The organism is Grimontia sp. AD028, assembly GCF_000973155.1.
Lineage (GTDB): Bacteria > Pseudomonadota > Gammaproteobacteria > Enterobacterales > Vibrionaceae > Enterovibrio > Enterovibrio indicus.
Genome location: NZ_LASY01000036.1, coordinates 43050 through 56827, shown reverse-complemented (window position 1 = coordinate 56827; position 13778 = coordinate 43050). Strand labels below are relative to the sequence as shown.

The 13778-nt window shown below is 46.8% G+C and carries 12 protein-coding genes; all 12 read left to right on the top strand.

Annotated elements, in window-relative coordinates:
• Positions 1-108 precede the first annotated feature (108 nt).
• The 12 genes from RN22_RS09280 to RN22_RS25115 all read left to right on the top strand — a co-directional run bounded on the left by RN22_RS09280 (position 109) and on the right by RN22_RS25115 (position 13765).
• Positions 109-1854: a S41 family peptidase gene (locus tag RN22_RS09280; protein WP_046304042.1), complete on the top strand. Its 1746-nt coding sequence runs from the start codon at positions 109-111 to the stop codon at positions 1852-1854.
• Positions 1855-2148: 294 nt separating this feature from the next.
• Positions 2149-3309 (top strand): RNA ligase RtcB family protein, encoded by a 1161-nt coding sequence (locus RN22_RS09275; protein WP_046304041.1) that lies wholly within the window; start codon positions 2149-2151, stop codon positions 3307-3309.
• Positions 3306-3929, top strand: coding sequence for a peptide chain release factor H (gene prfH, locus RN22_RS09270; protein ID WP_046304040.1), 624 nt, complete (start codon positions 3306-3308; stop codon positions 3927-3929). The genes RN22_RS09275 and prfH overlap by 4 nt, the downstream gene beginning before the upstream one ends.
• 342 nt (positions 3930-4271) lie before the next feature.
• Positions 4272-5636 (top strand): type II toxin-antitoxin system HipA family toxin, encoded by a 1365-nt coding sequence (locus RN22_RS09265; RefSeq protein WP_046304064.1) that lies wholly within the window; start codon positions 4272-4274, stop codon positions 5634-5636.
• Positions 5633-6106 carry a helix-turn-helix transcriptional regulator gene (locus RN22_RS09260; protein WP_046304039.1) on the top strand — a complete coding sequence of 158 codons (474 nt, stop codon included), beginning with the start codon at positions 5633-5635 and terminating at the stop codon, positions 6104-6106. Before RN22_RS09265 ends, RN22_RS09260 begins: the two co-directional genes overlap by 4 nt.
• Positions 6107-6278: 172 nt before the next feature.
• Positions 6279-6521 (top strand): type II toxin-antitoxin system Phd/YefM family antitoxin, encoded by a 243-nt coding sequence (locus tag RN22_RS09255; protein ID WP_046304038.1) that lies wholly within the window; start codon positions 6279-6281, stop codon positions 6519-6521.
• A 7-nt stretch (positions 6522-6528) separates the two neighbouring features.
• On the top strand, positions 6529-6828 hold the full coding sequence (locus RN22_RS09250; RefSeq protein ID WP_046304063.1) for a type II toxin-antitoxin system RelE/ParE family toxin: 300 nt from the start codon (positions 6529-6531) through the stop codon (positions 6826-6828).
• Positions 6829-7056: 228 nt separating this feature from the next.
• The gene (locus RN22_RS09245) at positions 7057-7818 is read left to right on the top strand and encodes a DUF2927 domain-containing protein (protein WP_046304037.1); all 762 of its coding nucleotides are present in this window, start codon (positions 7057-7059) and stop codon (positions 7816-7818) included.
• Positions 7819-7984: 166 nt separating this feature from the next.
• Positions 7985-10618 carry a DUF2235 domain-containing protein gene (locus RN22_RS25435; protein ID WP_082111388.1) on the top strand — a complete coding sequence of 878 codons (2634 nt, stop codon included), beginning with the start codon at positions 7985-7987 and terminating at the stop codon, positions 10616-10618.
• Positions 10611-11669, top strand: a complete 1059-nt coding sequence (locus tag RN22_RS24975) for a hypothetical protein (RefSeq protein WP_052737514.1) — start codon at positions 10611-10613, stop codon at positions 11667-11669. The genes RN22_RS25435 and RN22_RS24975 overlap by 8 nt, the downstream gene beginning before the upstream one ends.
• Positions 11653-12717 carry a hypothetical protein gene (locus RN22_RS24485; RefSeq protein WP_052737513.1) on the top strand — a complete coding sequence of 355 codons (1065 nt, stop codon included), beginning with the start codon at positions 11653-11655 and terminating at the stop codon, positions 12715-12717. The genes RN22_RS24975 and RN22_RS24485 overlap by 17 nt, the downstream gene beginning before the upstream one ends.
• Positions 12698-13765: a hypothetical protein gene (locus RN22_RS25115; protein WP_197076275.1), complete on the top strand. Its 1068-nt coding sequence runs from the start codon at positions 12698-12700 to the stop codon at positions 13763-13765. Before RN22_RS24485 ends, RN22_RS25115 begins: the two co-directional genes overlap by 20 nt.
• Positions 13766-13778 lie beyond the last annotated feature (13 nt).

Below are 13778 nucleotides of genomic sequence, written 5' to 3'. Positions count from 1 at the left end.
CAAACTGATACAAACCAACGAATTAGCAGTGCGCAAAAACACAGATCACGGCAACGCGCTCAAAGATAAGCTAGCTTTCACAAAGTGGTAATAACAGGGATGATGCCGATGAAAGTGCTGTTTGGAAAAACCGTGTGCAAACCGTTTTGGGTGTTTGGCTTAGTTTGCGTCTCTTTACTTGTTGGCTGTCAGTCAACGGGAGGCGCTAAAGCCCCGAAAGAGAATTCCCCCAAAGCATATGCTCCCTCCACGCCTGCCAGTGCAGAACAAGGCTATAACGATGCGCTGAATGCTATGGTTAATCGGTTTATCCGACGCTATTACAAGTCATCACTCGATACGCTCACTCCCCTGGCGAACAACCGCGAAAGTGTTGGGCAGGCTTTTTCTCGGCTTCTCTTCAATCTGGACCCCATCGGTGTGGTGTTAACGGATGAAGAGAAAAAGGCGTTTGAGGATCGCTATCGCGATCTGTTCGTTTACCCTCTAAACCTTTCCACCAAAGAGGCTCAGGACTTTTACACCGACTATCGGGAAAAGGAAAACCTCGCCATTAGCGAGATGAAAAACTGGCTGGCCGAAAACGGGGCTGAGGTTTTAAAAAATGCACCAGACAATGCGCTGAATTTTATCTCGGCAGACGATGGCGATCTGATAGACGACAGAAGAGCAGCATTCCTGACCTATAAGCTGGTCGCTATCAACGGGTTTACTGACAACCCGGCAGAGGCGCTGCGCATTATTGAAGGGCAATTGGACTACCTTCAGTCGAAAACTGACCGCGTCGACTTTTCCAACATCGGGCTGTTTATTGGTGCCCTGCTTCCTCATTCAGTGACAGGTGTTCGCTATGTTTCTGAAAAAGAGTATGAACAAACGACGCTTCCTCCCGTTCCGCACATTGGCGCGACGTTGGCTCAAAAACCTGCGTGTTACTCCGTCATGGGGATTACCAACACATCCACCCTTGATGCAGGTTTAAGGCCGCTGGACTGTATAGTTGGTGTGACGAGAGCCGGGGACTTTTCAGTTCTGGGAGACAGCGACAATGCAAAGCTCCAAGAGCTTGTCACAGGAATGCGCGGTGAAATAGTCACGCTCCATGTTCTGCGCAATAACGGGGGAAACATTACCTTCCTTGATATTCCTGTCCCGTTACAGTTGGACACACTGGCGGATTTCACCTCCAGTGAAAATGGCATCCACACGCAAGGCGTTGATTTCTCCCTGCTGAACATCGACGGCAAGCGCGTCGCTTACATTTGGATGGCTCATTTTTACGATGGTATCGCTGAGGCAACCGGAGAGTTTTTAGTATCCAATAATCCCGAACTTGTAGTGTTCGATCTAAGAGGAAACCAAGGCGGCGCTCTGCCAGAGATGACAGGTTTAGCGGGCCTGTTTCTTGGGGATGAAGACTTCGGAGTCTATTACGATGCCTTTGGCAGAAGTAAGCGCGTTTCTTCCGAGACCAGCAAGGTATTCGACGGGAAAGTGTTGGTGTTGACCGATGTACAGACAAATTCCGGCGGGGAAATATTGGCTGCTGGGATTCAAAGTTCACCTGAATCGACGGTGATTGGCAAGCCAACTGCGGGCGCGCCCTTAGTGATGCAGTTCCGCTCACTTCACCATATCTATGACTTGTATGATGAGAAGCTTGGATACATGTCTTACCCCGTGCAGGAGTTTCGTCGGTTAGACGGCTCAAGGTTGAATGAGGGCGTAGTGCCTGATATTTCGTGGGAGTCTGAGTTACTCAAACAGAGCCCTTACACGCTGCCATTCAGAAACTCTGCGGACTTGGAGAATGAACTCCGGGAAGTCATCCGTATTAGTGGATTCTCTCAATGAGTTTGGGTTAACCGGCATTGAAATAAAGTGCGCAGACAGCGACTGCTGCTCTGCGCACTCTTCCCGAGCTCACTTGCTATCAATAACGCATTTGATTACTATGCGACCACTCAACAACATCAGCAAAGGAGAATCATCATGACTTATACATCCCCATCCTTTGCAGGCGCTGTTTGCTAATCAACCCGACGTAGCTTTAAAGCCCTCCGCTTTATCCCCCCTTCGCTCGCGTTGAAGCGAAGCGACCTGCCAATTCGATTAATCTTTTTCAATCCTGAATAAGGAATTGGCTCTATGGGCAATTTCGTCCAAACACTTTCTGACTCTGTCAGCCTGATCGCCTCGAATGAGAGCTGGATTGAGGGGCTGGCAACACAACAACTTTTAAAAACATCACAACTTGAAGGCATGAAGCAGGTTGTCGGCATGCCTGATTTGCATCCCGGCCGGGGCTACCCTGTCGGAGCGTCATTTTTCTCTGTCGGCCGTGTTTATCCAGCATTGGTGGGTAACGATATCGGCTGTGGTATGTCGCTGTGGCAAACCTCTCTTCGTGTGGCGAAGCTGAACCTGGATAAACTCGCCAAACGGCTGGATAAGGTCGAAGGGCCGCTCGGTGAAAACTGGGCTGATGACATTTTGCAGCTTAAAAAGGCGCGGGATGTCGAATCCGAGGGGTTCGACATGGCACTTGGCACCATTGGCGGCGGCAATCATTTTGCTGAGTTTCAACGTATCGACGAGGTTTATGATGCTGCGGCATTCAAAGCTTCCGGCTTGAATACCCAGCAGCTTCAATTGCTGGTGCATTCTGGCTCCCGCGGACTTGGGCAAGCCATTTTAACCAAGCATGTGTCTGAGCATGGCCATGCAGGCCTCGCGGAAGGCAGTGATGCGCTGGCGCAATATGTCTCTGAGCACAATGAAGCCGTTCGCTGGGCCGAGCTCAACCGGTACTTGATTGCGCAACGCTTTTTGTCTGCGGTCAGATCTGACGGGCAATTTATGTTGGATGTGAACCACAACCTGGTGACGCAGGTTGAGATCAACGGCTGTCTGGGGTGGCTTCACCGTAAAGGGGCGACGCCCAGCGATAAAGGCTTGGTGATGATCCCGGGCTCCAGAGGTGACTTTAGCTATCTGGTGAAACCGCGACACAACGGAGTGGCGGCTCAAAGCCTGTACTCCCTCGCCCATGGTGCGGGGAGAAAATGGCAACGCGGCACCTGTAAAGGCCGCTTAGACAGCACCTTTAAGCCGAAAGATCTGCTGAAAACTGCATTGGGTAGCCGGGTGATCTGCGGGAACAAAGAGCTGCTTTATGATGAAGCGCCACAGGCTTACAAGAAGGGCGAGTCGGTGATCAGCGATCTGGTGAATGCCGATTTGATCGATGTGATCGCCAAAACGCGTCCGGTTTTGACCTTTAAAACGCAGGGAGGGTGCGCATCATGATCTTGTTGCAACTCTCTGCCGGACAAGGGCCATTGGAATGCTGCAAAGCGGTCGGGCTTGCACTCAGCACACTGGAAAAACAGTGCGCTGATAAGGCAGTTTCACTGGAAGTCGTTGAAGCGGTCTCTGCGGGTAAGTCAGGCTGTTATAAGTCGGTATTGGTGCGTCTGGATGCCACTGCTCCAGAAGCAGCAAAACAGCTGGCGACAGACTGGCAAGGGCCGATGCTCTGGGTATTCCCTAGCCCTTTCCGGCCAAGGCATAAACGGAAAAACTGGTTCTTTGGTGGCGAGACCTATGAGGTGGATGAAAGCGACATACAGCACCATTTTCGCTTTCGGGCATGCCGTGCTTCCGGCGCGGGAGGGCAGCATGTGAACACCACAAGCTCTGCCATCAGGGCAACACATGTCGAATCTGGCCTTTCGGTCAGAGTGGAGTCTGAGCGCAGCCAACACGCCAATAAGCGTCTGGCGGTTGCTCTGCTCTACAAAAAGCTTGAAGACGAGAAACAGGCATCGCTCTCTGCGCAAACCAAATCCCGAAGGCAGCAGCACTGGGAGCTGGAAAGAGGCAATCCTGTGAAAGTCTTCAAAGGACCCGGTTTTACGCCTTCTTAAATCGGAAACACAAAGGTTTATCTCCGTTATCCCTTATCGGGGATAAACCTTCTTTTATAACCACTTGGGGATAAGAGCTGATGTCGCCCGCTCAAACATCAACCAAAACGCACGATTTAATTAAGCCTCAGTTTAATGAGCAATAAATCACTCATTAGGTGTTTATTGCTAATATTACGAGTAACTATCTACTCGTTTTTTGCGCAGCGGCTTTTTCTCAGAGAGCTTTTCACTACAATCTAAGTCGGGCATCTACTTTTGAGTAGATAAATACTCATTAATTGAATTTTTATGAGTTTATGCGTAAATTAATACCCATTAGTGAACTCTGGGGTAATGATGATGGAACAACTGACGATTCAGGCATTTATCAATGAACAATGGCTCGATATCGCCATCATTTCATTCCCTGAAAGTGACCTACACAACTACAAAGTCACCGCTGTTGACTATTTGCAGGACTATGCGATTGATCATTATGAAAAAGATGACCTGCACGCAGTTTCCATTAACCACCCAGTCGCTTTTTTCTTTGATGATAAAGGAGAACCCGGTTGGTTGAAGTTTCTCGACGACATCATGCCCAGTGGTGCCAGCAGGAAATACTGGGTTAAGCAATTAGACATTGAAGATCTTCCCCGTGCCGAGCAAGACTACGTCTTGTTGAGATATGGCACCATGTGCCCTGTTGGCAACCTTAGAGTCAAAGATTCTCTCCCAGATCGTTTTGATCTTGCCGATAATCTGTTCTTCTCGGTGGAAGATGTGAAAAGCCGCGCCAGTGACTTTCTAGATTATGCCCAACAGAGAGGTGCTGCGGCAGGCGGTGCAACAGGTGCAGGAGGAGAAGCGCCCAAGCTTCTTCTTCGCGCGGCTATCGAAGATAATCCAAATCACTGGAAAATATGGATAGACCCGTATCAGGACGACAACAGCAATCGGGATTTGCACTATTTAGTTAAATACCCTCGTGGCTCAAGAAGTGTTATAGACTGCGATATTCTCCGCGCAGAGTTTCATTACTATCATGAACTTACAGAAATGGGGTTTGACACTATCCCAGTCGAGCACATGCGCCTGGAAGAAGGATCGCACTACCCCTCATTGTGGCTGCCTCGTTTTGACATTCGCTATAACTCTCAAGGGCAAATCGAAAGATTTGGCATGGAATCGGTCTATTCCATCTTGGGTAAAAGTGCTGGTGTTACCCTTTACCATGAAGAAACCATCAGAGCACTCATCGATAAAATCACTCAGAGTCATATGGTGACGAACCAAGGATACCACTTTGATATTCAGGCATTCGTTATCGAATGGGTTAAAAGAGATCTTCTCAATATCCTCTTCGGAAACAGTGATAACCATGGGCGAAACACTTCATTTCTCAAAGGAAATGGTCACATCAAACTCGCGCCCATTTACGACTTTGCGCCAATGAAAGCAGACCCATCAGGCATACCAAGAACAACCAAATGGAAGGCACCGCTAGAGGTTGGCGGAACCTATGATTTTGTTGGAATAGCAAACACTTTGTCTGACCTGGTACCTAGTGAAAACTTGCTTCAAGCACTGCGTGATACGGCGAACCAATGTATGGGTTTAAAGCAAAGACTGGCAGCAAAAGGGGTACCCGAAAAAATTCTCGAACTACCGGGTATTGGGTTCAACCATATCTCTGACAAACTGGCTAAGTGGGGGCTTCGATGAGCACAAACAAATCGTTACTTAACGAATCAGCTAGAGCGACTGTCGCTCGCCTGAAAGCCAACCGAGCACAGCTTTCACAAGTTCAATCAGATACCAAAGAAGCCACACAAAAGACCACTTCAAACTCTCGGGTGACTCAACGGGTGTCAAAGAACAAGACACCGGTTAACGCAGCTGAGCGCAAAAATGTTGCCAACCGAATCATCAAGCAATTGCTGTTCGGGGAATTAACCCAAGGGCAAGCCTTAAAGGCGCTTAGGATAGATGTGCTGGGATTAAAGCAAGATGTGTTTGCCAAACTGGTCGACATTTCCCGAAAAACGCTTTCGGACATTGAGAACGATAGAGGCAGTTATAAAACGGACATATTGAACAAAGCATTTAAGCCATTTGGCTTGAAAGTGGGCTTGCTCCCAACCTCAGCCAGTACATTGAACTCTTTATTGCAGGGTGAAAGAGCAACGGATTAATACAGATTTATGGCTTAGATTTAGTTACCACGTATAAACCTTCTTCTATACCCACTTGGAAAAAAGCCAATGGATAACGCTTAAATATCACCCAGATCGCACGATTTAATCAAATTGCACATTTAGTGCGACAAGTTATACTCTGACTGTACTTTCAAATTGGAGCTCGATCATGCAGACACTAACAGCAAATGACGCCAAGCGTAATTTTGGAGAGTTACTTCTGAGCGCTCAGCGGGAACCAGTGAAAATCAGTAAAAACAGTAAAGACGCTGTTGTCGTCATGTCTATCAGGGACTTTGAAGAGCTTGAAGCTATGAAAGTCGAGTACCTCAAGCACTGCTTTCATTCAGCCAAAGAAGAGCTCAACAACGGTAAAACTGTCGACGGGGAAAGCTTTCTAAGTTCACTGTAATTATATGATGAATAAGAATAAATATAAGTTAAGTCAGTTAGCTCAATCCCATTTACTCAAAGTAAAAAGCTACACCGTCGAAAACTTTTCTGAATTGCAGTGGCACAATTACAAAGAGATACTGCTTTCTGGGTTTCAGATGTTAGCTGACAACCCAGATATGGGAAGAACCTGCAGCGAAATTTACCAGAATGGCTTCTATTTCCACATTGGCAAACATACTGCTTACTACACCAAGGAAAACGGCTGCATTCTCGTTGTTGCAGTGCTGGGCCAATCACAGCTGCCCCAAAACCACCTGAAATAGTTTGCGTTGAGCGCAATATCGCTTCAGTAGATTCGGCTCCAAGAGTCACGCAAAGTTTACTCATTACGGCTCCTCCTGCGCTATCCGCATCCCCCACACAAAAATGTTTTGGACGATGGGATCTGGACATCTCACCTTCCAACTGGAAACCTTACCTACTGATTGTCATTATTAATCTTGAGTCGTCGTGATTTCGACGACATTTCTGAATGGGCCACGGAGAGCCAAATGCGAATTCTTATCTGGGGGCTGATGCTGTCACTGCTGTCTGCCCCCGCTCTGGCAAAATGGAATGACCCTGAGTATGTCAAAAGGGCCTTTAAAATCATTGCCCTCAGCAATGAGTATGACAATCACCAGCACCCTGTCCGCAAGTGGCAAAAGCCGATACGTATCTATATTGACCATCGCGTCGGTGACAAAGAGCTTCATAGCATGCTGGCCAATACCCAGATTGAAGATTTGGTGCGGGCAACGGGCCACGACATCAAGGTGGTGAATTCGCAGGAAAACGCTAACCTCCGCATGGTGTTTACCCGTCAGAGCCGCTGGCAGAACGAGACCCGCGAACTTTGGCCGAAACAGAAAGACTTTCCATTTCGCGGTGCTATCTGCATGGCGCACTTTTCTTCATCACCTCAGGCAGAAATCGAAGAAGCACTGATTGTTATCCCGGTCGATCTCGCCCGCGAACGCGGCAAGCTGTTCGCCTGTGTGGTCGAAGAACTGACGCAGGCGATGGGATTGCCGAATGACTCTGACAAGGTCTTCCCTTCCATCTTTAACGATGGTTCTAAAAACAATGTGATGACAACGCTGGATATCACCTTGCTCCGATTACTCTATTCGTCAGGTGTTAATGCAGGCATGAAAGAGCAGCAAGTGATGCCACTTCTCGATAGCTGGTTTAAGCAAAATCCGAACTGGCTGAAACAATCGACGGATATGTATCTTAAGAGCAAATTCGTGTCTGAGTTTGGGTTGAATTAGTCCCTCTCCTAGCCGCTTCCTGCCAAGAAATTGAGCAAGAAATTGCCCCTGTTTGATCTGCCTTTCGGTTTTGCTTTCGCTTCGTTGTGCTGCTCTCGTTTGTTCGGTATTTAACCAAAAACAAAAGCAAATCAGGGAAGAGTCAGTGGCGTACAGGGTTGTAAAAATGACCGAACTTGCATCGTACGAGTTCGGCAAAGTTGAAGGTGGATTTTCGACACTGAGTGAACGGGCATTGGAAGCCGCGGTGCCTCAAGGTGTCACCATTCAAAAGTTCCAATCTCAGCTCGCATCTGGCGAGTATGTATTACTGAGTGATGCGCCTGTCACGCCAGCTCTGAAATCCACAACTGACTCGATGGGTGATAAGGTTTGGCAGGTGAACCCTGATGCCGAATCCAGCTTTTCCCCTGAAGCCAAATCTGCGCTGACGTCCCGGACAAAAGCAAAAGGTTTTACCTCTCGCTCGGGTTCCGAATCTCAAGCTCCTGCCGAAGCGCCTTACACCCCTGAACCTAAAGTGGAAGAAAAACAGGAAAAGCCTGCACAGGATTATGAATATCTGTTTGAGGTTGCCTGCTCGGAAGAGGTACTTGCCAGCGAAGTGGGGTGTCAATTTGCGCTAGGTAAAACGCAGAAGGAAGCAAGCATTGTCAGCTGGGAAACCAAGCCTTCTGAAATGGGGACGGTTTTTTCTGCCAAAGCCACTGACGACACGCCCCGTAAACTTATCGCTAAAGTTGCGAGTGCAGAAAAAGGCGTGAGTAACCAGCCTCCTGTTAAGCTCAAACCCAAAGGCACAGACGCCGTTCGGGAAGCGTTTATTCCGGTGATCCCTGCCCTTCAACTTGGCGACCGTTTAGGCTTTCCAACTGAAGGTTACTTCTACCATTTCCACAAAAAGAAGCTGGTTCAGGAATACAAAATTCTCGGTGAAGGCCGCTGGGCATTTCAGGCTACACGTTCAACGCCATTTAGCCTGAACACAGAGAACGGGCTGAATAAATACCAGGGCGCGATCCTGCTCTACTGGAAAATCGACAGCAAAGTCGTTATTGACCAGCATCTTATCTATCTCGACAGCCCAATCACGATTGAGCAACTGGGTAATGTGAATGACCAATGGCTGAGTGAGCATGGCGTGATGATAGACGTCCCGAGCCTGCTTGATGCCAAGAAAGCCACGACGGCCTCCAAGAAGCCCTACAAACCGAAAACCTACAATGCGCCAGTTGACGTCGTCTACGATCATAAAGAACGCCTGCTAAACGGTTCAACACTCAAAGCCATCAACAATGAACGATTGGTAGAGAGTGGGTTGCCGGTGGTTAACATCAAAAAGTTGCCAAATAATAAACTCACCATCGGGGTGTTCTTTGATGGGACGGGGAATAATCTGGAGAACGATAAGTACAAGGAAGGAAGAGGCAATGCTTCCCGCACCAATATAGCAAGACTGTTTGAAGCTTATCCTGAAAAGGAAGGTGAAATCGCCAAAATCTATGTTTCAGGGGTGGGTACCCTAGACTTTGATTCCCTTGAAGAAGCGATCAAAGCGATAGACAATGACGAAGATATGGAGCTAACAGGCATGGCCACCGGCTCTTGGGATTTCTTTGGTGACTCAGATGCTTTTGATAAGTGGACATCTCTTATTGGAGCGTTAAGGAGTATCACAAAGTCCCTCGAAGAAACTGGACACTATGAAAATATCAATCACATAGAATTTGATGTTTTCGGGTTTAGTCGTGGAGCTGCGTTGGCTCGTCATTTCGTCAATGCAGCAAATGTCGGATTCCCTGATTACAACTCTCCTGTACCTCCCCCAAAGCCCAGTCACGGACCACGTCATCATCGTCGTCAAAAGCAGGATCAATTTAGTGTCGATGTTGTCCCTCACCTTTTGAGCAGCGAGCACACAAGAGCAGGTAGACGGTGCCACTACTATATCGACAAATCGAGAAGTGTCAGCGTTCGTTTTGTTGGCCTATTCGATACAGTTGGTTCCTTCGGTATCCCTGGAGACAATGATGAAGATGGTTTTAATTTAGTCCTTTCACCTTCTAGTGCTGAAACTGTTTATCACATAACAGCTCACCATGAATACAGAGAGAACTTCCCATTAACCTCATTGAAGATTGATGGTGAATTGGCCGAAAACTTCTTCGAAGAGGTATATCCGGGAGCTCATGCAGATGTTGGTGGCGGTTACCCTTCTATGTCCCAATATGGAAAAAAGGGGCTACCAGAGCACCTAGATTTCCCTATTAATGACACTTACAACAGAGAATTGTTAAAAACAACCAAGCATATCGGGTTGCAACCTAGAGATATGTATATGCTAGCCAGCCGTGAAGAAAAATTTTGGGATAAAGAAGTGCAAAAAAACTTCAAAAATCCAACGCAATATGGCCGTGTTAAAAATGTTGGAAATACCCTGTATTACTACAGGCTTCAACCAATCAATAATGGACTTCAAGGCTTGGCACAGGAAAGAATGAGGCAACAAGGTGCAATTGCTGGCATCCAATGGCAAATGAGCAACTATGAAATGCCTCAAGACTTCAATGAACATGCCGAATTCTCCTCACTTAATGCAAAACTATTGGCAATAGAGCCTGGGCAAGTCAATGCAAGCCACTGGGAAAGTGAAATAGCGCCAAATAAGCTTCTTTGGATACACAGGCCTCATGACCCTCTAATAAACCCCGGTTTCTCAAATATCAGAGCTGCACTTGCAAACGACGTTAACCGAGATTCGAAAGGGAATATGTACAGGGAGATTTTTGATAATGAGTAGAATCTTAATCAGTCTGACAATGCTTTTGGCATTAATCCCTTTTGCAGGTTGTACGGATGACAGCGTCCCTAGAGCTAAGTTTGGAAATGCAGGGAGCACAGACGGCCCCTACGGCATTAAAGAAATGGTTGTTTCTGATACATCTGGTGGGTTCTCAGATTTTGCTTATGGTTTTGTAAGTAGCTATCCTGGCGCTTACGCAACCATTTCAGGTTTAGGCATACCAACTCACGTCAAGGGTTACTGGAGCAAGGACCCTGAATCAACAACAGACTCCCCAATCTATTATCGAATTGATAGTGCAATAGACAGCAAACTGGCTCTAAGAAAAATAAAAACGCTCAAGAACGCTTATAAAAACTTTGAGCATTCAGGGGCAGCTGTACAAGTCGTAGTAGACAATGCTCATCTGAAAATTTTGTATACTTTCAACTGCTTCAACTCTTCTGATGACTGCTCCAAAAAAGAGGGAAGCGATCCAAACGGATGGATAGTGAGAAGCCCGAAAGATATTACTGATGTCGTTGTGCTCTTCTCTGGTAATGGAGAGACTTCACTTAAGCCCTTCCCAAAATCCCCATATGACAACCGCATAATAAGAGCCGTCAACGTAGGTGAAACAGTTGTCAGCGAAGCCACTCTTCAGGATATCGATTTAGCAAACCACGAAGTCAACGACCAGATTGTATTACCTGCTACATTCTCCGTAATTTGGCGGAAGAAGCTAAATCCAGACGCTGAATATTCCCAATGGCAATTCGATAACTACAAACTCACTGGTAACCTTTCTGCACTGGATACTATGGAAGAAAGTATTCATGCCTATCGCAACGCCATGAACGGTTATGTCAAAACCAGCACATTTGATATCTTTGCTGAAAATGAAAATCTCTTTATCACTTATAGTGCGGCTTGCTTAACCGACACCCCCGGAGAGCGCTGCAAAGTCGCCGAAGACCCACAAAATCGCTGGCGCTACTTTGACGAGCTTGGTCGTTATGCCGTTGTATTGTTTGAAGGAAAAGGAACTTTAGTTGCTCAAAGTGATTAATAAGTACCTTCTTGTATTCTGCATGGCATCACTCGTTTTTGGTTGTTCTGATGAGCAGTTTCTAAACGCAAAATTTGGCAATGCTGGCACTTTAGATGGTACTTACAGTATCCGTGATGTATTGATCACAGATACTTCGGGTGCCTTTTCAAACCTCGGGTATGGCTCAGTTAACGGCTACCCAGGAGCAAGTGCTGGTATATCAGGATTGGGGGTTCCAGCTCACATCTCAGCATACTGGAGTAAACCTTCCGAGGCTTCCCCGCATCCAGCAGCGTATTACCACCTCGATAACACTATTGACGCCAAACTTGCGAGCCAAAAAATCAAAACTCTCAGAGGTGCGTACACAGCGTTAAAAGATAAACCTGGAACTATTCAAGTTGTTGTAAACAAAGCTCAGATTCAGGTCCTCTACACATTTAAATGCTTCGAAGTTTATGACGATTGTTCAAAAAAAGATGGTTCAGACCCGAATGGGTGGATACAACCGAGCCCGGATGGGAATACTGACGTCGTCATGTTGTATTCAGGGAAAGGAAACGTTTCTCAAACTGCTTTTCCTGCCTCTCCTTATGATCAAAGACTAATCAGAGCAAAGAGTATCGCTAGTACTAATATCACTGAGCTTGAGCTTAAAAATAAAAACGGAGAGCCAAAAACTTTAGGTGATAGTGTAGAGCTTCCATCTTCCTTTGATATTTCTTGGGCGAAGAAAACAAACCCTGACGCAGACTATTCTCAATGGGTATTTGATCGCTATCAGTTGAGTAGCGATTTGAACTCCCCCTCAGACAATGAAAAGACAATCCAAGCCTACCGCAAAGCCACTGATGGTTATTTGAAATCCAGTACCTTTGACGTTTTCGCCAAAAACGACCGTCTGCTCATTACCTACAGTGCAGCCTGTCTCACTGAAAAAATCGGAGAGAAATGCAAAGTCGCCGAAGACCCACAAAACCGCTGGCGCTACTTTGACGAACTCGGCCGTTATGCTGTTGTATTGTTTGAAGGTAAAGGGGAATTAATTGCGCATAGCGATAAATAAATACCTTCTTGTATTACCACTATTTATAATCTTTTGGGGCTGTTCAGATGAACAACGCCTAACAGCGAAATTGAATAGTGCAGGTAGCTTAGATGGCCCCTATAGCCTACCAACCATTCGGGTCACTGATGTGTCAGGCGGAGGCTCTGGTTTCGGGTTTGGTGCGGTAAGCAGCTTCCCTGGCGCAACCGCCGATCTGGGAGGAATAGGTATTCCTTCACATATTGAAGGCTACTGGGCCAAAAAGGGAGCTCCTGAAGCAAAGGTTCACGCCCGTTTTTTTCATATCGCATCTCCTGTTGACAGTGAACTAGCTAGACAAAAAATTGAAACGCTGGATGCCTATTACGAAAACTTCAAAAGCCCTTATTCACTCATGCAGTTTGTAGTCGATGGCGAAAGAGCCATGCTACTGTATTCTCTGGGATGCTACTCCAAAGTAGCTGATTGCACTCCCAAAATTAATGCTGACCCCAATGGGTGGGTTGTTAAAGATCCTAAAGGAGGGGCAGATGTTGTCGTTCTTTTCGATGGCTTAGGTGAAGCATCGGCAACAGCCTTTCCAAAGTCCCCTTTTGATACACGCAGATTGGATTGGGAAATGGTTCAGCATGGAGAAGTCAGCAGTTATGAGGTTGTTGACCTTGATGGTTCAACAGCAGATGACAATGTCGAACTACCCGCGCAAGTTACTGCTAATTGGCAGGAAACTATTAACCCAGAAGACGATTGGGAAGACTGGAAATACAATTACTACGCACTCCAGCATAAGATAGAAAACCCAGCTCAATTGGAGTCAAACATTCAGGCCTTTCGGAGAGAAGCTTATGATGGGTATCCAAAAGGCAGCAGAGTCAGAATAATTTTGAACGGACCGAACATTGGCATCTTCTACACTGAATTTTGCTGGCTACCAGATGGTGTGTGCACGATTTCAGAAGATCCAGAAAAACGCTGGGAGTATATCCCCGAAATAGAAGATTACGGCGTCGTTCTATACCGAGGAAAAGCGCAACAGTCTGATACGCCTTTTGATGGAAACAAATAGGGCTTTAATCAGC

Coding starts and splice junctions, on each gene's coding strand:
- RN22_RS09265 (WP_046304064.1), top strand. CDS start 4,272: ATGGAACAACTGACGATTCAGGCATTTATCAATGAACAATGGCTCGAT.
- RN22_RS09260 (WP_046304039.1), top strand. CDS start 5,633: ATGAGCACAAACAAATCGTTACTTAACGAATCAGCTAGAGCGACTGTC.
- RN22_RS09250 (WP_046304063.1), top strand. CDS start 6,529: ATGAATAAGAATAAATATAAGTTAAGTCAGTTAGCTCAATCCCATTTA.
- RN22_RS09280 (WP_046304042.1), top strand. CDS start 109: ATGAAAGTGCTGTTTGGAAAAACCGTGTGCAAACCGTTTTGGGTGTTT.
- RN22_RS25435 (WP_082111388.1), top strand. CDS start 7,985: ATGACCGAACTTGCATCGTACGAGTTCGGCAAAGTTGAAGGTGGATTT.
- RN22_RS09275 (WP_046304041.1), top strand. CDS start 2,149: ATGGGCAATTTCGTCCAAACACTTTCTGACTCTGTCAGCCTGATCGCC.
- RN22_RS09245 (WP_046304037.1), top strand. CDS start 7,057: ATGCGAATTCTTATCTGGGGGCTGATGCTGTCACTGCTGTCTGCCCCC.
- RN22_RS09255 (WP_046304038.1), top strand. CDS start 6,279: ATGCAGACACTAACAGCAAATGACGCCAAGCGTAATTTTGGAGAGTTA.
- RN22_RS24975 (WP_052737514.1), top strand. CDS start 10,611: ATGAGTAGAATCTTAATCAGTCTGACAATGCTTTTGGCATTAATCCCT.
- prfH (WP_046304040.1), top strand. CDS start 3,306: ATGATCTTGTTGCAACTCTCTGCCGGACAAGGGCCATTGGAATGCTGC.